This is a genomic window from Nocardioides agri (assembly GCF_013778305.1).
Classification (GTDB): Bacteria; Actinomycetota; Actinomycetes; order Propionibacteriales; family Nocardioidaceae; genus Nocardioides; species Nocardioides agri.
Map to the genome: position 1 here is coordinate 2440557 of NZ_JACEIC010000002.1, position 19717 is coordinate 2460273.

General features: G+C 71.8%; 19 protein-coding genes. 14 read left to right on the plus strand and 5 right to left on the minus strand.

Going from position 1 to position 19717, the window contains the following annotated elements; all coding sequences use genetic code 11:
• Together HZF07_RS16355 and HZF07_RS16360 are read right to left on the minus strand one after the other, a co-directional pair.
• Complete coding sequence (locus tag HZF07_RS16355; RefSeq protein ID WP_157343053.1) at positions 1-1089, minus strand: ABC transporter permease; 1089 nt, start codon at positions 1087-1089, stop codon at positions 1-3.
• Between the two features lie 5 nt (positions 1090-1094).
• Positions 1095-2096: a sugar ABC transporter substrate-binding protein gene (locus HZF07_RS16360; protein ID WP_157343055.1), complete on the minus strand. Its 1002-nt coding sequence runs from the start codon at positions 2094-2096 to the stop codon at positions 1095-1097.
• A gap of 202 nt (positions 2097-2298) precedes the next feature.
• Between HZF07_RS16360 and HZF07_RS16365 the strand changes: the two genes are divergently transcribed.
• From HZF07_RS16365 to HZF07_RS16400, 8 genes are all read left to right on the plus strand, one after another.
• Positions 2299-2592: a putative quinol monooxygenase gene (locus HZF07_RS16365; RefSeq protein ID WP_157343057.1), complete on the plus strand. Its 294-nt coding sequence runs from the start codon at positions 2299-2301 to the stop codon at positions 2590-2592.
• A 2-nt stretch (positions 2593-2594) separates the two neighbouring features.
• The gene (locus tag HZF07_RS16370) at positions 2595-3581 is read left to right on the plus strand and encodes a fumarylacetoacetate hydrolase family protein (RefSeq protein ID WP_181645277.1); all 987 of its coding nucleotides are present in this window, start codon (positions 2595-2597) and stop codon (positions 3579-3581) included.
• Positions 3578-4924, plus strand: a complete 1347-nt coding sequence (locus tag HZF07_RS16375) for an aldehyde dehydrogenase family protein (protein WP_181645278.1) — start codon at positions 3578-3580, stop codon at positions 4922-4924. The genes HZF07_RS16370 and HZF07_RS16375 overlap by 4 nt, the downstream gene beginning before the upstream one ends.
• A complete protein-coding gene (locus tag HZF07_RS16380; protein WP_309504796.1) occupies positions 4921-5349 on the plus strand; it encodes a VOC family protein in 429 nt (142 codons plus the stop codon). The genes HZF07_RS16375 and HZF07_RS16380 overlap by 4 nt, the downstream gene beginning before the upstream one ends.
• Positions 5346-6293, plus strand: a complete 948-nt coding sequence (locus HZF07_RS16385) for a VOC family protein (protein WP_157343059.1) — start codon at positions 5346-5348, stop codon at positions 6291-6293. The genes HZF07_RS16380 and HZF07_RS16385 overlap by 4 nt, the downstream gene beginning before the upstream one ends.
• Position 6294: 1 nt before the next feature.
• Complete coding sequence (locus tag HZF07_RS16390; protein WP_181645279.1) at positions 6295-7032, plus strand: SDR family NAD(P)-dependent oxidoreductase; 738 nt, start codon at positions 6295-6297, stop codon at positions 7030-7032.
• A 106-nt stretch (positions 7033-7138) separates the two neighbouring features.
• A complete protein-coding gene (locus HZF07_RS16395) occupies positions 7139-7588 on the plus strand; it encodes an AAA family ATPase (RefSeq protein WP_181645280.1) in 450 nt (149 codons plus the stop codon).
• A 42-nt stretch (positions 7589-7630) separates the two neighbouring features.
• On the plus strand, positions 7631-8002 hold the full coding sequence (locus tag HZF07_RS16400) for a VOC family protein (protein WP_157343061.1): 372 nt from the start codon (positions 7631-7633) through the stop codon (positions 8000-8002).
• Here HZF07_RS16400 and HZF07_RS16405 read toward each other — a convergent pair.
• The gene (locus HZF07_RS16405) at positions 7989-9230 is read right to left on the minus strand and encodes a glycoside hydrolase family 1 protein (RefSeq protein ID WP_157343063.1); all 1242 of its coding nucleotides are present in this window, start codon (positions 9228-9230) and stop codon (positions 7989-7991) included. The two genes, HZF07_RS16400 and HZF07_RS16405, sit on opposite strands and share 14 nt — an antisense overlap.
• Positions 9231-9337: 107 nt before the next feature.
• On the opposite strand from HZF07_RS16405, the gene HZF07_RS16410 reads away from it, so the two are divergent.
• The gene (locus HZF07_RS16410) at positions 9338-10486 is read left to right on the plus strand and encodes an alpha/beta hydrolase family protein (protein ID WP_157343065.1); all 1149 of its coding nucleotides are present in this window, start codon (positions 9338-9340) and stop codon (positions 10484-10486) included.
• 139 nt (positions 10487-10625) lie between these two features.
• On the opposite strand, the gene HZF07_RS16415 is transcribed toward HZF07_RS16410, so the two are convergent.
• Entirely contained in the window at positions 10626-12251 is a 1626-nt protein-coding gene (locus HZF07_RS16415; RefSeq protein ID WP_157343087.1) for an FMN-binding glutamate synthase family protein, read from the minus strand.
• Positions 12252-12307: 56 nt separating this feature from the next.
• On the opposite strand from HZF07_RS16415, the gene HZF07_RS16420 reads away from it, so the two are divergent.
• On the plus strand, positions 12308-13612 hold the full coding sequence (locus HZF07_RS16420) for an FUSC family protein (RefSeq protein ID WP_157343089.1): 1305 nt from the start codon (positions 12308-12310) through the stop codon (positions 13610-13612).
• Positions 13613-13705: 93 nt separating this feature from the next.
• Here HZF07_RS16420 and HZF07_RS16425 read toward each other — a convergent pair whose 3' ends face one another.
• Positions 13706-14719: a LacI family DNA-binding transcriptional regulator gene (locus tag HZF07_RS16425; RefSeq protein WP_309504797.1), complete on the minus strand. Its 1014-nt coding sequence runs from the start codon at positions 14717-14719 to the stop codon at positions 13706-13708.
• Positions 14720-14891: 172 nt separating this feature from the next.
• On the opposite strand from HZF07_RS16425, the gene HZF07_RS16430 reads away from it, so the two are divergent.
• From HZF07_RS16430 to rhaS, 4 genes are all read left to right on the plus strand, one after another.
• The gene (locus tag HZF07_RS16430; protein WP_157343093.1) at positions 14892-16439 is read left to right on the plus strand and encodes a sugar ABC transporter ATP-binding protein; all 1548 of its coding nucleotides are present in this window, start codon (positions 14892-14894) and stop codon (positions 16437-16439) included.
• On the plus strand, positions 16436-17482 hold the full coding sequence (locus tag HZF07_RS16435; protein ID WP_157343095.1) for an ABC transporter permease: 1047 nt from the start codon (positions 16436-16438) through the stop codon (positions 17480-17482). Before HZF07_RS16430 ends, HZF07_RS16435 begins: the two co-directional genes overlap by 4 nt.
• On the plus strand, positions 17479-18546 hold the full coding sequence (locus HZF07_RS16440; protein ID WP_157343097.1) for an ABC transporter permease: 1068 nt from the start codon (positions 17479-17481) through the stop codon (positions 18544-18546). The genes HZF07_RS16435 and HZF07_RS16440 overlap by 4 nt, the downstream gene beginning before the upstream one ends.
• Positions 18547-18634: 88 nt before the next feature.
• The gene (gene rhaS, locus HZF07_RS16445; RefSeq protein WP_157343099.1) at positions 18635-19681 is read left to right on the plus strand and encodes a rhamnose ABC transporter substrate-binding protein; all 1047 of its coding nucleotides are present in this window, start codon (positions 18635-18637) and stop codon (positions 19679-19681) included.
• Positions 19682-19717 lie beyond the last annotated feature (36 nt).

A 19717-nucleotide genomic window follows, 5' to 3' on the forward strand; every position in this document is an offset into this window, starting at 1 on the left:
TCAGACCTTCTTCTCGTGGACGGACAGGTTCGCGGCCATCAGGCGCTCGGAGACCGCCGTCTGGAGCACCCGCTCGAGCAGCAGCGAGCCGAGCAGCAGCGCGCCGGTGCAGACCGTGGCCCAGTAGGGCTGGATGCCGCGGATCGTCAGGCCGTTGCTGATGGTCGCGAGGATCAGGGCGCCCACCAGGACCCGCGGCAGGCTGCCGCGGCCGCCGGTGAGGGCGACGCCGGCCAGGGCCACGGCGGTGAGGGCGTTGAAGATGATCTGCGGGCTCGCGTTGGGGTTCGCCTCGGTCACGACCGCGGTGCTCACCAGGCCGCCGAGCGAGGCCAGCAGCCCGGAGAGCACGAAGCCGAGCACCTTGTAGCGGTCGGCGTGGATGCCGGCGCGGCGTACCGCCTCGGCGTTGCCGCCGACCGCCATCAGCCGGATGCCGTCGCGGGTGCGGGTCAGGAACACCGTGCCGACGACGAACACCGCGGCCACGATGAAGACCGGCGCCGGGATGCCGGAGAAGCTGTCGCCGACCGCGAGGTAGCGGTGGGTGCCCATGAACTCGAGCTGGTTGAGCCCCGGGAAGGTGTAGCCCCCGGCGATGACCGCCGCGAGCCCGGAGAGCACCGAGAGCGTGCCGATCGTGACGATGATCGGGTTGAAGCCGCGGATCGTGATCAGGCCGTTGACCAGCCCGACGACGACGCCCGCCGCGAGGCCGGCGGCGAGACCGAGCCAGGTGGCGTGACCGTGGGTCAGCAGCCAGCCGCAGACGCAGCTCGCCACGGCGGCGGTGCCCGGCAGGGAGAGGTCCAGGACGCCGGTCATGATCCCGATGCCCACGCCCGCGGCGAAGAGCGCGGTGAGGGCGGCGGCGTTGGCGATGAGCAGCGCGTTGTCGACCTTGAAGAAGTACGGCGAGCACCAGAACGCGAACACCGCGATCAGCAGTCCCCAGAGGACGAAGATGCCGCGGTCGCGCAGGAACACCAGGACCGAGATCGCACGCGGCATGTCCTGGCCGGAGGGGGCGGGGGCCGGCGCCGGGCCGGGGCTGTTCGCCCCGGCCACGGCGGCCTCAGTGTTGGTCATCGTGCTCAACTCTCGGCCTTGACGACCTTCTGCGGCGTCACGAGCTGGACGCCCTCGGCGTCGGGGTCGTCGAGCATCTCGGTGAGCTTGTCGACGTTCTGCGTCATGTCGTCGGCGAACTGCAGCGCCACGACGGCGTAGAGGTCGCCGCTCTCGACGGCGGCGAGGGTCTCCTCGTTGCCGCCGGTCTCGGTGATGCAGGGGACGTCCTTGCCCGCCGCCTTGAACGCGCCGACCGTGCCGAGTGCGCCCTCGTCGTTCTGGGCGAAGACCGCCGTGATGTCGGGGTTGCCCTGCAGGGCGTTGCCGACGTCGGTCTGTGCGGCCTGGCGGTCGGTCACCGTGATCGTCGTGACGATCTCGGCGTCGGGGGCGGTCGCGGCCAGGGTCTCCTTGACCGCGCCCTCGTACTCCTCCTTGCCGGCGGTGCCGGCGGTGGACTCGGCGAAGAGGACCTTCGCCTTGCCGTCGTACCGCTCGTTGATGCAGTTGCCGAGCTCGGTGCCGGCGGCCTCGCCCTGGGCCTTGTAGTCGATGGTGGCGAAGGAGATCCCGGGCTGCATGCCGTCCATGCCGTACGCCTCGGGCGTGCCGTTGACGACCATGGGGACGCCCTTCGCCTGGGCGGCGGGCAGCAGCGCCTTGGCGGCGTCCGGCGCGACCATGATCGCCCAGACCGCGTCCGCCTTGCCGCTCTCGATCGCCGTCTGCAGGTCGGTGACCTGCTTCTGGGGGTCGAGGTTCGGGTCCTGCACGATCACGTCGTAGCCCTGCTCCTCGGCGTAGTGCTTCACGCCCTCGGAGAGCTGCTGCATGGCGGGGATCTTCAGCGCCAGGGGCGAGAAGACAAGGGTCTTGGTCTCGTCCGAACCCGAGTCGGTGTCGCTGCTGCCGGCGGCGGGCTTCGGGTCGCTGCCGCAGGCGGCGAGCACGACGAAGCTGCTGACGGCCAGGGCGGCGAGGGCGGCGCGCCGCCCCTTGCCCAACGTGTGTGAACGGGACGTCATGGGATCTCCTGGTCCTCGACGGCGACCGGCGGTCGCCTGTGTGGTCGGTCACAGGAAAACCCCGTCGCCGAGAACCCGGAACCCCGATCGGCGTGATGCCAGCCATAGCCGCCAACGCTTTCCGCGGGCTTCCGCCGCACACCTAGCGTGAGTGCGCCGGCAGTGGACCAGCCCTGCCAACACGCACGCACAGGAGAACCCCATGGCCTACGTCGTCAGCGCCGTCTGGACCGCCCAGCCCGGGCAGGAGGGCGTCGTGCTCGACGCGATCCAGAAGCTCGGTCCGCTCTCGCGGGAGGAGCCGGGCAACCAGTACTACCAGGCGTTCCAGGACCCGGCCGAGCCGCTGGTCTTCCGCCTCTTCGAGGTCTACGACGACCAGGCCGCGGCGGACGCGCACTGGGCGTCGCCGCACTTCAAGGAGTTCGCGCTCGAGCAGGCGATCCCGGTGCTCGCCAACCGCGAGCGCGCCTTCTACGAGACGATCGGCGGCTGACCGTGCGTCTCGCCACCTTCCGTCGGCACGGCGACGAGCCGCACGTCCGCCAGGTCGGGCTGGTGCTCGGACAGGGTGAGCACGTCCGTGTGCACCCGTTCGACCCGGGCTTCGACCTGGTCGGGCTGCTCGCCGGGTCGCCCGAGTGGCGGGACTCCCAGGCCGACGTCGCTGCCGCCGGCGACGGGCTGCCGCTGGACGAGATCGTGCTGCTGCCGCCGGTCTACCCGGTCGCGATGCGCGACTTCCTCACCTTCGAGGCCCACGTCGACGGCATGGAACGCGGCCACGGCAACCCGGGACCACCGGCCGCGTGGTACGACGCCCCGGTCTTCCTGTTCATGGCGCCGCACGCGGTCACCGGGCCCTACGACGACGTGCCGATGCCACCCGACACCGAGCGTCTCGACTTCGAGCTCGAGGTCGCCGCGATCGTGTGCCGGGACGTCCGCGACGTGACTCCCGAGGAGGCGCGCGACGCGATCGGCGGCTACTGCGTCATGAACGACTGGTCGGCGCGGGACGTGCAGGGCAAGGAGATGTCGCTCAAGCTCGGGCCGTCGAAGGGCAAGGACTTCGCCACCACGATCGGCCCGTGGGTCGTGACCGCCGACGAGCTCGACGACTGCCGCGACGCGGAGGGGTTCCTCGACCTGGAGATGACGGTCCGGGTCAACGAGCAGCCGATCGGCGGCGACCGCTCCGGCCACATGGGCTGGTCCTTCGAGCAGCTCGTGTCGCACGCGTCGCGTGCGTCGTGGGTCAAGGCCGGCGAGGTGCTGGCCTCCGGCACCTGCTCGACCGGCTCGCTCGCCGAGTCGTGGGGGCGCAACGGGTCGCTCGTCCCGCCGCCGCTCCAGGTGGGTGACGTCGTCGAGATGACGATCGAGCGGCTCGGCACGATCCGCAACCGCGTGGCTCCGCCCGAGGAGTCCGTGGCCCCGGTGGCACCGGCCCGTCGCCGTACCCGGCTGGAGGCCTCGGCGTGAGCAGCGTCGTGACGCGCGACCCCGCGACCGGCGAGGTGCTGGCGACGTACGCCGCGCACGACGACGCCGGCGTGGAGCAGGCGCTCGCCGACACGCACGCGGCGTCGCTGCTGTGGCGCGAGACGCCGCTCGACCAGCGCCTGCAGCTGCTGCGCGGCGTCGGCAAGCTGCTCACCGAGCGGCGCGAGGAGTACGCCGCGCTGATCACCGGCGAGATGGGCAAGCCGCTCGCCGAGGCGCTCGCCGAGGTCGACAAGTGCGCGTGGAGCTGTGAGGTCGTCGCCGACCTCGCCCCGGGCTGGCTGGCCGACCACGAGGTCGCCTCCGCGGCGTCGCGGTCGTGGCTCTCCTACGAGCCTCTCGGCGTGGTCTTCGCCGTGATGCCGTGGAACTTCCCGTTCTGGCAGGTGCTCCGCTTCGCCTCGGCCGCGCTCGCCGCGGGCAACGCCGCACTGCTCAAGCACAGCCCCGACGTCACCGGCTGCGCCCTCGCGATCGAGCACCTCGTCGCCGACGCGGGCGCGCCGGCCGGCCTCTTCCGGTCGCTGGTCGTCGCCGCCGAGGACGTGCCGGCGGTCTCGAAGCGCGTGGTCGAGGACCCGCGGGTGGCCGCCGTGACGCTGACCGGCAGCGAGCGGGCCGGCTCGTCCGTCGCCGCGCTCGCCGGCGCCGCGATCAAGAAGACCGTGCTGGAGCTCGGCGGCTCGGACCCCTTCGTCGTCCTCGCCGACGCCGACGTGGAGGCGGCCGCCGCGACCGCCGTGCGGGCGCGCTTCACCAACACCGGGCAGAGCTGCGTGTGCGCCAAGCGCTTCGTGGTGCACGAGGACGTCGCGGACGCGTTCCTCGAGCGGTTCGTCGACCACATGTCGCTGCTCGAGGTCGCGCCGATGGCGCGGGAGGACCTGCGCGACGGCATCCTCCGCCAGGTCGCCGAGACGGTCGCGCAGGGCGCCCGCCTCGTCGTGGGCGGCCGCGCGATCGACGGCCCCGGCTGGTACGTCGAGCCGACGCTGCTCGTCGACGTCGAGCCCGGGATGACCGCCTTCGACGAGGAGACGTTCGGCCCCGTCGCCACGATCACCCGCGCCCGCGACGACGACCACGCCGTCGAGCTCGCCAACGCCACGACGTTCGGGCTCGGCGCCTCGGTCTGGGGGTCGCCCGAGCACGCGCTCGCCGTCGGCCGCCGGATCCGCTCGGGCGCACTCTTCGTCAACGCGATGGTCGCCTCCGACCCGCGACTGCCCTTCGGCGGCATCGGCCGCAGCGGCTACGGCCGCGAGCTCTCGGCCGAGGGCGTCCGCGAGTTCACCAACGTGCGCACGGTGGTGGTCGCGTGAGGCTGGACCACGTGGGCCTCACCGTCGCCGACCTCGCGGCGATGACGGACTGGTACGGCACGACGCTCGCGCTCGACGTCGAGCTCGAGTTCGCCCTCGACCACGTCGACCTCCGCGGCGCCATGCTCCGGTCGCGGCACGGCTGGCGGCTCGAGCTCCTGTGCCGGCCCGGCAGCGCCGCCGGCCTGCAGGCCGCCGATCCCGTCGAGGCCGCGCTCACGCGCGGCTTCGGCCACGTCGCGCTCGACGTGCCCGACGTCGACGCGGCGTACGCCGCCCTGCTCGCCGCCGGCGCGACCGACCGGATGTCGCCGCGGCCCTCGCCCGAGCCCGGCGTGCGGATGGCCTACGTGGCCGACCCCGAGGGCAACTTGATCGAGCTGCTGGACAGGACCACCCCGAACAACCAGGGAGAGAACTCATGAGCCACCTCAACGAGCACGGGATCACCCACCTGCGCCACGTCGACCTCGCGGTCACCGACTACGAGACCCAGCGCAGCTTCTACAAGGACACCTGGGGGCTGACCGAGGTCGGCACCGACGGTGGCCTGTCCTACCTCGCCGCCGAGGGCTCTCCGGAGCAGTACGTCATCCGCCTGCGCCAGGGCGAGGAGAAGCGGCTCGACCTGATCTCGTTCGGGTCCGAGAGCGTCGAGACGGTCGACGCGCTCGCGGCCAGGCTGGGCTCGCAGGGCGTGCAGCTGGTCGGGGAGCCCGACAAGCTGCAGACGGCCGGCGGTGGCTACGGCTTCCGGTTCTTCGACATCGACGGCCGCACGATCGAGATCTCGACCGACGTCGAGACCCGGCAGCACCGCGCGATCGAGGAGGGTGAGGCGATCCCGGTCCGCATCTCGCACGCGGTGATGAACAGCAACGACCCCAACAAGACGCGCGACTTCTACGCGAACGTCCTCGGCTTCAAGCTGTCGGACACGCTCTGGAGCGAGCACATGGGCGAGATGATGCACTTCATGCGGTGCAACGACTGGCACCACAGCCTGGCGATCGCGAAGGGCCCGCACACCTCCGTGCACCACGTGTCGTTCGAGATGCGCGGCCTCGACGAGTACATGCGCGGCACCGGCCGCGTCATGCGCGCGGGCATCAAGAAGATCTGGGGCCCGGGCCGCCACAACGCCGGCAACAACACGTTCACCTACTTCCTCGACCCCTCCGGCAACACGATGGAGTACACGACCGAGCTCGAGAAGATCGAGACCGACCAGTGGCACCCGTCGGTCTACGACATCGCCGACCCGATGACCCAGGACGTCTGGGGCACCGCCGACCCGATGTCGGAGATCATCGCCCGCGACTCCTTCAACGACCCCGACCGCGGGGTGTTCGTGGCTCCGCCGGTCTGACGTGGACCTCCACGGCAAGGTCGTCGTCGTCACCGGCGCGGCCCGCGGTCAGGGTGCGGCCGAGGTCGCGGCGCTGCGGGCAGCGGGCGCGACGGTGGTGGCGACCGACGTGCTTCCGTTCGACGGCCGCCGCCTCGACGTCACCTCGCCGGAGGAGTGGGGGGAGCTCGCGTCCTGGATCGAGGGCGAGCACGGCGCCGTCCACGGCCTGGTCAACAACGCCGGCGTCGCGGCCCGCGAACGGCTGCCCCGCGTGTCGCTCGATGCGTGGCAGCGGACCTTCGACATCAACGTCACCGGGCCGATGCTCGGCATCCAGGCGCTGGTGCCGCTGATGCCGCCCGGCTCGTCGATCGTCAACATCTGCTCGGTCGCCGCCGTGTCCGGCCACGCGGCCGCGGCGTACACCGCCTCGAAGTGGGCGCTGCGCGGCCTCACCCGCTCGGCCGCCCTCGAGCTCGGCTCGACCCGCGGCATCCGGGTGAACGCCGTGATGCCCGGCCTCGTCGACACGCCCCTCATGGAGTCGGCGCCGGCCGCGTTCTTCGACGCGGCGGTCGCGGAGGTGCCGCTCGGGCGGATGGGCGAGGTCGCCGACATCGCCCCGACCGTCGTCTTCCTCGTCTCCGACGACTCGGCGTACTACAACGGCGCCGAGCTGGTCATCGACGGCGGCCTCACCGCGCACGTCTCGCACAAGCGGATCGCCGATGCGACCCGCCCCACTGCCGTCGAGTGACGTGAACCCGCCCCGAACGGGCGGCCAGAGGGGCAGGTTCGCGTCACTCGACGGCAACCCGGCCGGCGGACAGCGTCGCGCCGGACGGCTCGGCTAGCGTCGCCTCGTGGCGCGGCTGCTGGTGACGGGCATGTCAGGTGCGGGGAAGTCGACGCTGCTGGCCGAGCTGGCCGGCCGCGGCTACCGCACGATCGACACCGACCACGACGCGTGGACCCTCCCGGACGGCCGGTGGGACGAGCCGCGCATGTCGCGACTCCTCGAGGAGGCATCGACGGTGGTCGTCTCCGGCGCGGTCGACAACCAGGGCCGCTTCTACGACCGGTTCGACCACGTGGTGCTCCTCACCGTGCCCCTCGACGTCCTGCTCGACCGGGTCTCCGCGCGGGCCGACAACCCGTGGGGCCGCACGCCCGAGCAGCAGCGCCGGATCGCCCGCGAGGTCGCGGAGGTCGAGCCGCTGATGCGCGCAACCGCCACGCTGGTCCTGGACGGTCGCCGGCAGGTGACCGAGCTCGCCGACGTCGTCGGCGGACTGCTCGGCGAACCGGGCTGATTGCGGTCAGCGGGTGACCTGAGGGGCTCGTAGCGTGGCCCCATGGACTACAGGATCGAGCTCATCCCGCTGGCCGTGCAGGACGCCGACCGCTCCATCGAGTTCTACGGCACCACCCTCGGCTGGTCCGTCGACCACGACCACAAGATCTCCCCCGAGCTGCGGTTCGTGCAGGTGACGCCACCGGGCTCCGCCTGCTCGATCTGCTTCGGCGTCGGGCTCGAGATGATGGCGGCCGGGTCCTCGCAGTACATCCAGGTGGTCGTCGAGGACGCGGACGCAGCCCTCGCCGAGCTGCAGGGCCGGGGCGTCGCCTGCGAGGGCGTCGACGACCAGCCCTTCGGCCGGTTCGTCTACTTCCAGGACCCGGACGGCAACCGGTGGGCGCTGCAGCAGATCGTCAGGCCGACCTGAACGACTTCACCAGGTCGGCGTAGACGCCCGCGCTCGGCTTCGGGGTGCGCGCGAACGTCTCCCGGTCGACCTCGTGCAGACCGAGCTGGTGCTGGTAGCCGAAGACCCACTCGAAGTTGTCGAGCAGCGTCCAGTGGATGTAGCCCAGCACCGGCACGCCCTCGTCCATGACGCCGGCCAGGCCGGCGAGGGAGGGCTCGAGGAACGCCGCGCGCAGGGCGTCGTCGGCGGTCGACATGCCGTGCTCGGTCACGAGCACCGGCACGCCGGCGACCGAGTGCGCGTAGCGGACGGCCCCGGCCAGCGACAGCGGCTCGATCGCGGTGCCCATCTGGTTGACGGGCACGCCGTCCGCCGGCCGGACGACGCCGCGACCGTCGTACGGCACCCGCTCGTAGTTCTGCACGCCGAGGAAGTCGTCGTCGCGGACCAGCTCCAGCCAGCGGCCGTAGCACTCGGCGCGCTTGCGGTCGCGGACGGAGGCGTCGTCGCCGTCGACCACGTCGTCCATGATCGCCAGCGAGAGCCCGACCGGCAGCTCCGGCCGCCGCGCCTTGATGGCCGCCTTGCCGGCGCGGTGCCCCGCCTCCAGGCCGTCCTCCATCGCGTCGAGCTCCTCGGGCAGCACCACGTTCGCGAGCCGGTACGCCGGCACCTCGGCCGCGGCGCTCGCCGCGTCGAGGGTCGCGCGCTCCACCGCGCGCACGAAGTCGGGGAGGTCGAGCCAGGAGAGGACGTGCGGCAGGTTGGGCTCGTTGAGCGTCACGGCGTACGCGATCCGGTCGCCGAAGCGCTCCATGAGCCTGTCGCAGTAGCGGGCGAAGTGGGCCGGGGCGTCGGGTGAGAGCCAGCTGCCGCGCTTGGCGAACCAGTGCGGCGCGGTGAAGTGGCTGAACGTCACGACCGGGGCCAGGCCCTGCGCGACGCACTCGTCGACCATCGCCTCGTAGCGGTCGAGCGCCTCCTCCGACCAGACGCCCTCCTCGGGCTCGACCCGCGCCCACTCGACCGAGAAGCGGTACGCCGTCAGGCCCATCGCGACCACCAGGCCGATGTCCTCGCGCCACCGGTTCCAGCTGTCGCACGCCTTCCCGGACGGCTCCTGGAAGACCGACGGCGTCATCTGCTCGGCGAACCAGGTGTCGCTGGTGGCGTTGTCGCCCTCGATCTGGTGGCCGGCGCCGGCGGCGCCCCACAGGAAGCCGGCGGGGAAGGTGAGGTCGGTCATGGGACCAGCAAAGGCGGCATCGGCCCGGAGTGGAACGCGCCGGTGCCTATACCTTCCATCACGAGAGGCGGGTTCCGGGTCGCGGTGACGAGCGGCACAGTGGCGGCATGTTCGAGTACTTCACCGGCCCCAAGTACGTCTGGAACCTCGGCGTGTGCGCGACGCTCAACAACGGCGGCGCGATCGACGAGGTGGACCGGGCCTGCCGCCCGGCGCGCGAGGCGGCCGACGTCGACTCGGGCAGCAGGGTCTTCATGCAGTCGTGGAAGGCGGTCGCCGACCAGGTCGCCGCCCAGGCGCGCGAGTCCGAGGCCGCCGGCCACCTGCGCACTGCGGGCCAGCAGTGGTACCGCTCCGGCCTCTACATCTGCCAGGCCGAGCGGATGCTGAGCAACACCGACCCCGGCCGGCGGGAGTTCTACCAGCAGGCGCTGGACGCGTTCGCCAAGGTCTTCGAGATCGCCGACCCGGCCACCTCGCGCGTCGAGATCCCGTTCGAGGGCACCACGCTCCCGGCGTACTTCTCCAACGCCAGCAGGGACGGCGAGCCCGTCCCGACCGTGATCATGTGGAACGGCCTCGACTCCACGAAGGAGCACATGTACACGTCGGGCTGGGCGCAGGAGATGCGCGCGCGCGGCGTCTCGGTGCTGATGATCGACAACCCCGGCTCCGGTGAGGCGCTGCGCTTCCAGGACCTGAAGTCGCGCATCGAGTCCGAGGACTGGGCGAAGGCGCAGGTCGACTGGCTCGACACCCGCTCCGACGTCGACAGCGACCGGATCGGCCTGGTCGGCTGGTCGCTCGGCGGCTACTACGTGCCGCGCGCCGCGGCGTTCGAGAAGCGACTGAGGTTCGTCGCGGTCTGGGGCGCCAACCACAACTGGGGCGAGGTGCAGCGCAAGCGGCTCCAGCGCGAGGGCGAGAACCCGGTGCCGCACTACTGGGAGCACGTGCTCTGGGTCTGGGGCTTCGACGACGTCGAGAAGTTCATCGAGTACGCCGAGGGCGTCAACCTCGACGGCGTCGTCGACAAGATCACCGTGCCGTTCCTCATCGCGCACGGCGCCAACGACCGGCAGATCTCGGTCGACTACGCGCACCAGTCCTACGACCAGGCGGTCAACAGCCCGAAGCGGGAGCTGCGGATCTTCACCGTCGAGGAGGGCGCGGCCGAGCACGTGGGCCTCGACCACATGCCGCACATCAACGCGTACGTCGCGGACTGGGTCGAGGACACGCTCGCGGAGCTGTGAGGCCCGCCGCCGCCGCAGTTTCATCAAGGGATGTGGTCGAACCAGCGCTTCCCCCGCCGAGTTCGCCCAGGGAAGCGCGGGCTCGCCCTCATCCCTTGATGAAACCGCGCGCCCCGCCAGCCAGCCGCCCGCCGAGACCTCACACGTCGACCGACTCGGTGCCGCCCTCGCCGGCGTGCTGGTCGCCGGGCTCGCCCTCCTCGGCCGTCTCCGGCGGGCCCTCGGTGCGGGTCTCCTCCTCGTCGGTGGCGGCCATGATCGCCGCGATCTCCGCGCGGTCGGCCTCGGACGGGTAGCCCCAGCCCGGCTCGTAGCCGTAGATCTCGTGGAGCAGCCGCCCGTCGGCCAGGTTGTCGAGCACCTCGACGCTGTCCGGTCCGATGAGGGCGGGGTGCTCGACCCCGCAGGTCTCGGAGACCTTGAGCAGGTCGCGGCGCAGCGTCTTGACGTAGTTGGCGACCCGCTCGCCCTTCAGCACCGGGTCGAGGCCGTGCGCGAGCCAGGGGTTCTGGGTCGCGACGCCGGTCGGGCACTCGCCCGTGTGGCACTGCTGCGCCTGGACGCAGCCGACGGCCAGCATCGCCTCGCGGGCGACGTTGACGAGGTCCGCGCCGAGCGCGAAGGCGACGACCGCGTTGTCGGGCAGCCCGAGCTTGCCCGAGCCGATGAACGTGACGTCCTCGTGCAGGCCGCGCCGCGCGAACTCGGCGTACGCGCGGGCGAAGCCGAGCCGGAACGGCAGCGACACCGCGTCGGTGAAGATCAGCGGCGACGCGCCGGTGCCGCCCTCGCCCCCGTCGATCGTCACGAAGTCGACACCCCGGTCGCCGCGCGCCATCGCCTCCGCCAGGTCCTCCCAGAACCCGAGGTCGCCGACGGCTGACTTGATGCCGACCGGCAGCCCGGTCTCGTCGGCCAGCAGCTCGACGAAGTCGAGCAGGGAGTCGACGTCGTCGAACTCGGCGTGCCGCGACGGGCTCAGGCAGTCGACGCCCTCGGGCACCCCGCGGGTCTCGGCGATCTCGCGGGACACCTTCGGTCCGGGCAGGACGCCGCCGAGGCCGGGCTTCGCGCCCTGGCTGAGCTTGATCTCGAGCGCCCTGACCGGCGCTTCCGCGACGAGGTCCTTGAGCCGGGGGAGGCTGAACCGGCCGTCGTCGTCGCGGCAGCCGAAGTACGCCGTACCGATCTGGAAGACCAGGTCCGCGCCCTGGCGGTGGTACGGCGAGATCGCGCCCTCGCCGGTGTTGTGCAGGCACCCGGCGGCCGCCGCGCCGCGGTTGATCGCCTCGATCGCGTTGCCCGAGAGCGACCCGAAGCTCATCCCTGAGATGTTCACGACCGACTCCGGCCGGAACGCGTGCCGGCGGCCGCGCGGCCCGCCCAGCACCTTCGCCCCGGGCAGCCGCGCCTCCTGGCCGACGGCGCCGTGCGTCGGGTAGGCGCGACCGAACGTGCGGTGGTGGACGATCACGTTGCCGTCGCTGTGCTCGAGGTCGTTGTCGGTGCCGAACCCGAAGTAGTTGTTCTGCAGCTTCGCCGACGCGTAGACCCAGCGCCGCTGGTCACGGCTGAACGGGCGCTCCTCGTCGTTGCCCGCCACGATGTACTGCCGCAGCTCGGGCCCGATCCGCTCGAGCCAGAAGCGGGCGTGGCCGACGACGGGGAAGTTCCGCAGGATCGCGTGGCGCTTCTGCGCCAGGTCGTGGGCGGCCACCGCGCCGAGGGCGGCAGCCGGGATGGCGGCAACCAGGCTCTTCCTCATGATCGGGCCGTACCCGGAGAGGCCCAGGGCTACCCGGCGTGGGTCATGATCGAAGGATGCTCGACCGCTGGCGACGACGACTGGGACGTGAGGCCCGGCGACTGCGCAGGGAGTGGCGCAGCGCGGCCGCGTGGTCGGCGCGCATCACCGTCGCGGCGGTGACGAGCTACGTCGTCGCGGTGCTGATCTTCCCCGGCACCGAGCCGCTGCTGGCACCGCTGACCGCCATGCTGGTCGTCCAGGTCACGCCCGTGTCCCTGCTGAGCAGCGGCCTGGACCGGGTGGTCGCGGTGGTCGCCGGCGTGGCGCTGGCGGTCGTGTTCGCCACCGCGGTGCCTCTGGAGTGGTGGAGCCTGGGCCTGCTGATCTTCGTCTCGATCACGCTCGGGCAGGTGCTGCGGCTGCGGGACAACCTGCTCGAGGTCCCGATCAGCGCCATGCTCGTGCTGGGCGTCGGGGCCCTGGGGGCTGAGGCCGCTGCTGGCCAGCGGATCGCCGAGACGCTCGTGGGCGCCGCGGTCGGCGTCGCCGCCAACCTGGCCGTCCCGCCCCGGGTGCCGACCTCCGACGCCGGCCGAGAGATCGAGTCCCTCGCCGACGCCGTCGCCGGTCTCCTGCGCCGCTCGGCCGACGCGCTCGAGCGGCTGGTCGCGGACGGCGAGCCGGTCGGCGCCGCCGCCGAGGCGTGGCTCGGCGACGCCCGGCGCATCACCCACCACGACGTGCCGCGCGTGGGCGCGGCCCTGCTGCGCGCCGAGCAGGGCAGGCGGCTCAACGTGCGTGCCGTGGGCCGGCCCGACCTCGGCCCCGGGCTCCGGCATGGGCTGGAGTCGCTCGAGCACACCGCTCTCGCGGTCCGCTCGATGTACCGCGGGCTGGCCGACGCGACGACCGGGGACCCGGCGTGGCTGGCGGAGGAGGGCGCCTCCGACGTGCTGCTCGGCCTCGTCCAGACCTTCCGTGAGCTGGCTGCGGCGGTCGACGCGTTCGGCGAGCTCGTGCGGCTCGAGGCGGCGCCGGTCAGCGAGCTGAAGTCGGCGGACTTCGCCGAGCTGCGCCACGCCATGGACGGGCTGCCCGAGGCCCGCAGCCGCCTCGAGGAGCTCGGCGCGGCCACCAGCGACCCGGACCTCCTCGAGCTGCAGGCGACCGTGCTCGCGACGGTGCGCAGGGTGCAGCGCGAGCTCGACCTCGAGCAGCGGGTCCGCCGCCAGCTCCAGCTGGGCCGTCCGCACCGCCCCCGACCGGCGCCTCTGCGGCCGCGGCCGAGCCGGCGTCGTCCGACATCGCCCGGGCTGGACCCCACGCTGGCCCCGGACGCCGAGACGATCCGGATGCCGCAGATCACCGACGAGGAGTGATCAGCCGGCCCCCGCTCCGCGTCGAGTGACGCCGCCTGGCCCTTGTGCACAGGATGTGAGGGCCGGCTCGCGTCGCTCGACGGTGAACAGCCGTCAGCCCAGCGTCGACGCCCGCGCCACCAGCTCGGGGGTGAAGAGCACCTGCCGGTGGGTGTGGTCGGGGTTGCCGGCCTCGTCGAGCACGAGCTCGGCGGCGGTCCGGCCGAGCAGCTGCCGGGGCTGCCGAACCGAGGTGAGGGGTACGGCGGCCGCGGCCGCGAAGTCGATGTCGTCGTAGCCGACGATCGCGAGCTCGCCGGGCACGCGGACGCCGGAGGAGATCGCGTGCTGGAGCAGGCCGAGCGCGAGGAGGTCGTTGGCGCAGAAGACCGCGGTCGGGCGCCGCCGGGCCGGGAGGCCGGCCAGCCGAGCACCGGCCTCGCGGCCCTCGGCCACGGAGAGCTCCGAGGTCTCGATCGCCACGAGCGCGTCGGCCGGCCGGCCGGCGGCGGCCCACGCCTCGCGGGCCCCCTCGTGGCGGTCGCGCACCTGGCCGAGGTGCGCCGGGCCGCCGACGTACGCGACCCGGGTGTGCCCGCGGTCGATCAGGTGCTCGACGGCCAGGCGGCCGCCGAGCACGTCGTCGACCGCGACCGAGCAGAAGGACTGGTCGGCGCGGGTGCGGTCGACGACCACGACCGGCGTGCCGCGCCGGGCGACCTCGTCGAGGGCGGGGGAGTCGGGGTCGACCGGGGTGACCAGGATCCCCTGCACCCGCTGCTGCTCCAGCAGCGCGAGGTGGGAGAGCTCCCGGGTCGCGGAGTTGCGGCTGTTGCAGAGCACCAGCGACAGGTCGGCGGTCTCGGCCGCGGCGTCGATGCCCGACGCCACGTCGGTGAAGAAGGGGTTGCTGGCGTCGAGCATCACGTAGGCCAGGGTCCGGCTGGTCCCGGCGCGCAGCTGGCGGGCCGACTCGTTGCGCACGAAGCCCAGGTCGGCCATCGCCTTGAGCACCCGCTCGCGGGTCTCCGGGCTGACCCGGTCGGGCCGGTTGAGCACGTTGGAGACCGTGCCGAGCGAGACGCCGGCGGCCGCGGCGACGTCCTTGACCGAAGCGCTCCGGGGCACGAGCCCTCCTCTCGATGAAACGATCAAGGGACAGCGTAGGGCCAGTCGCGACCAGGTGATCGCGATTCGTCCCGAAGAGATTCCCGCCCAGCTCTTGACTCCTGTGACAGCCGTCACCTACCGTCCCTGTCGTCAGGTTGAAACCTTTCAATCCGCATCAAGGAGTTCCGGTATGGCTGCACCCGAGGGAGTCGCCCTCGAGCTGCACGACGTCGCGAAGTCGTTCGGTTCAGTCGTCGCGCTGCGCTCCGGCAGCCTGACGGTCTCGCCCGGATCGATCCACGCCCTGGTCGGGGAGAACGGCGCCGGCAAGTCGACGCTGGTCAAGATCGTGGCCGGCGTGCACCGCCGCGACGCGGGTGTGTTCCGCCTCCACGGCGCGGACGTCGACTTCGGCTCGACCGCCGAGTCCAAGGCCTCCGGCGTCGCGGTGATCTACCAGGAGCCGACGCTCTTCCCGGACCTCTCGGTCACCGAGAACATCTTCATGGGCCGCCAGCCGCTCGGCCGCGCCCGCCGCATCGACCGGGCCGCGATGTACGCCGAGGCCGAGCGCCTCTTCGACCGGCTCGGCGTCCACATCGACCCGCGGCGCCCCGCGCAGGGTCTCTCGATCGCCGACCAGCAGATCATCGAGATCGCCAAGGCGATCTCCCTCGACGCCAGCGTCCTCATCATGGACGAGCCCACCGCGGCGCTCTCCGGCGTCGAGGTCGAGCGGCTGTTCGCCGTCGCCCGCAGCCTGCGCGACGAGGGTCGGGCGCTGGTGTTCATCTCCCACCGCTTCGACGAGGTCTTCGACCTCTGCGACACCGTCACCGTGATGCGCGACGGTGACTACGTCTCGACCGACGCCGTCGCCGACACCTCGATCGACCAGATCGTGTCGCGCATGGTCGGCCGCGAGGTCGCCGAGCTCTTCCCGAAGACGCCCGCCGAGATCGGCGACGTGGTGCTCGAGGTCGAGGGCCTCTCCTCGCTGGGCACCTTCCACGACGTGTCGTTCTCGGTGCGCGCCGGCGAGATCGTCGGCCTCGCCGGACTCGTCGGCGCCGGCCGCAGCGAGATCGCCCGGGCCGTCTTCGGCGTCGACAGGTACGACGAGGGCGCGGTGCGCCTCGCGGGCAGGCCGGTACCGGCTCGCTCGCCGCGGGCCGCGATCCGCGCCGGCATGGCGTTCGTCCCCGAGGACCGCCGCAAGCAGGGCCTGGTGACCGACGCCTCGGTCGCCCGCAACGTGGCCGCGGTGATCCGCCGCGGGCTCACCCGTGCCGGCGTCCTCACCAACCGCGACGAGAACCGCGCCGCCGGCCCGTGGGCCGCCAAGCTCGAGGTCAAGACCAGCGCGCTCGACATGCACGCCACCACGATGAGCGGCGGCAACCAGCAGAAGGTCGTGCTCGCCAAGTGGCTCGCCACCGAGCCCCGGCTGCTCATCATCGACGAGCCCACCCGGGGCATCGACGTCGGCACCAAGGCCGAGGTGCACCGGCTGCTCTCCGACCTGGCCGGCCAGGGCCTGGCGATCCTGATGATCTCCTCCGAGCTGCCGGAGGTGCTCGGCATGGCCGACCGCGTGCTGGTCGTCTGCGAGGGCCGGATCACCGCGGAGCTCTCCCGCGAGGAGGCCACCCCCGAGGCGGTCATGCACGCCGCCACCGCCAACGTCACCCACACCGGTGAGCTGCACCCCACCGAGACCCAGGAGGTCACGGCATGAGCGACACGCTCCTGGTCGAGCCGAGCGCGGTCTCGCCGACCAAACGGATCGTCGGCGAGCTGCTGCGCTCGCGCGAGATCGCGGTCGGCGCGGTCTTCGTGCTCGTGGTCGCGCTGACCACGATCAAGAGCCCGAGCTTCCTGTTCAGCCACGACGGCTGGCGCGACCTGCTGCTCACGCCCTGCCTGCTGCTGATCCTCGCGGTCGGCCAGACGGTCGTGATCATCACCCGCAACGTCGACCTGTCCGTGGGCTCGACGCTCGGCCTCACGGCGTACTTCACCGGCAAGCTCTTCAGCGACCACCCCGGCATCCCGATCGTCGCCGTCTTCGTGCTCGGCCTGCTCTTCGGCGCCGCGCTCGGGCTCGTCAACGGCCTGCTGGTCTCGATCTTCCGGGTGCCCGCGCTCGTCATCACGCTCGGCACGCTCTACATCTACCGCGGGATCTTCCTGACCTGGGCCGGCAGCGACCGGATCAACGCCGGCGACATGCCCAAGGACTTCCTCGCGCTCGGCACGAAGACGATCCTCACGATCCCGGTGCTCACCATCATCGGCCTGGTCGTGCTCGCCGCGGTCGGCCACTACCTCTACACCGCCCGTGGCGGACGCGAGCTCTACGCGATCGGCTCCGACCCCGACGCCGCCGTGCTCTACGGCCTCCCGGTCAGCAAGCGGATCGTCGGTGCGTTCGTCCTCTGCGGTGCGCTCGCCGGCCTGGCCGGCGTCGTCTACACCGCCCGCTACGGCACGGTGAGCTCCAACGCCGGCCTCGGCATGGAGCTCCAGGCGGTCGGCGCCGCGGTCATCGGCGGCGTCGCGATCTTCGGCGGCTCCGGCACCGTATGGGGCGCCGCGATCGGCGCCTTCCTGCTGGTCACGATCAACCGTGCGCTCCCGGTCGTCGGCATCTCCGACTTCTGGCAGCGGGCCGTCGTCGGCGCGCTGATCATCGCGGCCGTCGTGCTCGACCGGTTCTTCTCCGCCCGTCAGGAGCGCCGCCTCGTCGCCGCCCGTGAAGAGATGAGGAACGCTCGATGAGCACCGCGACCCTGGACCGTCCCGACCGCGCGGTCCGCACCTACCCGGCGTACTCCAAGCCGCTGTGGCGCCGTGCGCTGCTGACCCGCGAGTTCGCGGTGATCGCGACCGTTGTCGCCGTGGTCTTCTACTCCAACGCCAACGTGCCGAACTTCGACGGCCCGCTGACGATGTACTACCTCTTCCTCGACATCGCCCCGATCCTGCTGATCGCGCTGCCGATGACGATGATCATCATCACCGGCGAGATCGACCTGTCGGTGGCGAGCGTGATGGGCCTGTCCAGCGCGCTGATCGGCGTCCTGCATGCGGACGCGGGCCTCTCGATCCCGGTCGCGGCGGTCCTCGCGATCGCGATCGGAGCGGTGTGCGGTGCGTTCAACGGCTTCCTCGTCGCGTACGTCGGCCTCCCGTCGCTGGCCGTCACGATCGGGACGCTCGCGCTCTACCGCGGCATCGCCGTGGGCCTCCTCGGCACCAAGGCGATCACCGACTTCCCCGAGGAGTGGACCGACCTCGCCAAGGAGCGGATCTTCGGGGACGGGACCAGCTACCCGACGATCCTGATCCCCTTCGTCGTCCTGCTGGTGATCTTCGTCTGGCTCCTGCACTTCTCGGCCTTCGGTCGCGGCGTCTACGAGATCGGGCTCAACGACGAGGCGGCGCACTTCAGCGGCGTCGACGTCGAGCGCACCAAGCTGCTGCTGTTCGTGCTCTCCGGCGCGGTCTCGGCGTTCGCCGGCCTCTACTTCACGCTGCGCTTCGGCAGCGCCCGCGGCGACAACGCGAACGGGCTGGAGCTCCAGGTGATCGCGGCGGTGCTGCTCGGCGGCGTCTCGATCTTCGGTGGGCGCGGCGCCCTGCACGGCGTGATCGCCGGTGTCGTCCTCATCGGCGTCATCTCCAGCGCGATGCGGCTGCAGGGCGAGACCGTCAACGTCATCAACATCGTGATCGGCGCGCTGCTCGTGTTCTCCGTGATCGCGACGACCCTCCTCGGCTGGGCGCAGGCGTTCCTCGCCCACCGCCGAGCACCAGCACCCCGTCCGGGCGCCACGCCCTGACGGGTCTCGGGACAGACCAGCCCGCTTGCAGGCGGCGGCTGACACCAGGCACCACCACAACAAGTTGCACCAACGAAAGGTGAGCACCATGAAGATCCGGAACCGGCGGGTCTCCGCCCTGGCTGCGGTGACGCTCGTCGCCAGCCTGGCCCTGACCGCCTGCGGCGGCGACGACAGCGACAGCGGCGACGACAGCAGCGGCAGCAGCGGTGGTGGCGGCGACGCCACCAGCGTCACGTTCCTGCCGAAGAACCTCGGCAACCCCTACTTCGACACCAGCAGCAAGGGTGGCAAGGCCGCGGTCGACGAGTTCGGCGGCACGTTCGAGGAGGTCGGCCCGGACACCGCGTCCCCGGACGCCCAGGTGCAGTTCATCAACACCGCCGCGCAGCAGGGTGTCAACGCCCTCGTCGTCTCGGCCAACGACCCCGAGGCCATCTGCGACGCGCTCGACGAGGCCAGCTCCGCCGGCACCAAGATCGTCACCTTCGACTCCGACACCAACCCGGAGTGCCGCGACCTCTTCATCAACCAGGCGACCGCCGAGGGCATCGCGAAGGCGCAGGTGGACTTGATCGCCGAGCAGATCGGCGACGCCGGCGAGGTCGCGATCCTGTCGGCCGCGGCCAACGCGACCAACCAGAACGCCTGGATCGAGATGATGGAGGCGGACCTCAAGGAGAACCACCCCGACATCAAGCTCGTCGACACCGTCTACGGCGACGACGACGACCAGACGTCGTTCGACAAGACCGCGGCGCTCCTGCAGTCCCACCCGGACCTCAAGGGCATCATCTCGCCGACCACCGTCGGCATCGCCGCCGCGGCGCGCTACCTGTCGACGTCCGACTTCAAGGGCAAGGTCTCGCTGACCGGCCTCGGCACGCCGAACCAGATGCGCGAGTACGTCAAGGACGGCACCGTCACCGCGTTCGCGCTGTGGAACCCGGAGGACCTGGGCTACCTCGCGGCGTACGCCGCCAAGGCGCTCGTCGACGGCGACATCAGCGGTGAGGAGGGCGACACCTTCGAGGCCGGCAAGCTCGGCGAGTTCACCGTCGACGCCGACGCCACCGTGCTCCTCGGTGAGCCCTACGTGTTCAACGCCGACAACATCGACGACTTCGACTTCTGAGCCGCAGCACGAGTCGAAGCTCACCGCTGCCGGCCG

Excerpts from the sequence above, each read along its gene's own strand:
- HZF07_RS16405 (WP_157343063.1), bottom strand. The coding sequence starts at position 9,230 with ATGACCGACCTCACCTTCCCCGCCGGCTTCCTGTGGGGCGCCGCCGGC.
- HZF07_RS16430 (WP_157343093.1), top strand. The coding sequence starts at position 14,892 with ATGGCTGCACCCGAGGGAGTCGCCCTCGAGCTGCACGACGTCGCGAAG.
- HZF07_RS16410 (WP_157343065.1), top strand. The coding sequence starts at position 9,338 with ATGTTCGAGTACTTCACCGGCCCCAAGTACGTCTGGAACCTCGGCGTG.
- HZF07_RS16385 (WP_157343059.1), top strand. The coding sequence starts at position 5,346 with ATGAGCCACCTCAACGAGCACGGGATCACCCACCTGCGCCACGTCGAC.
- HZF07_RS16435 (WP_157343095.1), top strand. The coding sequence starts at position 16,436 with ATGAGCGACACGCTCCTGGTCGAGCCGAGCGCGGTCTCGCCGACCAAA.
- HZF07_RS16415 (WP_157343087.1), bottom strand. The coding sequence starts at position 12,251 with ATGAGGAAGAGCCTGGTTGCCGCCATCCCGGCTGCCGCCCTCGGCGCG.
- HZF07_RS16365 (WP_157343057.1), top strand. The coding sequence starts at position 2,299 with ATGGCCTACGTCGTCAGCGCCGTCTGGACCGCCCAGCCCGGGCAGGAG.
- HZF07_RS16440 (WP_157343097.1), top strand. The coding sequence starts at position 17,479 with ATGAGCACCGCGACCCTGGACCGTCCCGACCGCGCGGTCCGCACCTAC.
- HZF07_RS16420 (WP_157343089.1), top strand. The coding sequence starts at position 12,308 with ATGCTCGACCGCTGGCGACGACGACTGGGACGTGAGGCCCGGCGACTG.
- HZF07_RS16400 (WP_157343061.1), top strand. The coding sequence starts at position 7,631 with ATGGACTACAGGATCGAGCTCATCCCGCTGGCCGTGCAGGACGCCGAC.
- HZF07_RS16355 (WP_157343053.1), bottom strand. The coding sequence starts at position 1,089 with ATGACCAACACTGAGGCCGCCGTGGCCGGGGCGAACAGCCCCGGCCCG.
- HZF07_RS16360 (WP_157343055.1), bottom strand. The coding sequence starts at position 2,096 with ATGACGTCCCGTTCACACACGTTGGGCAAGGGGCGGCGCGCCGCCCTC.
- rhaS (WP_157343099.1), top strand. The coding sequence starts at position 18,635 with ATGAAGATCCGGAACCGGCGGGTCTCCGCCCTGGCTGCGGTGACGCTC.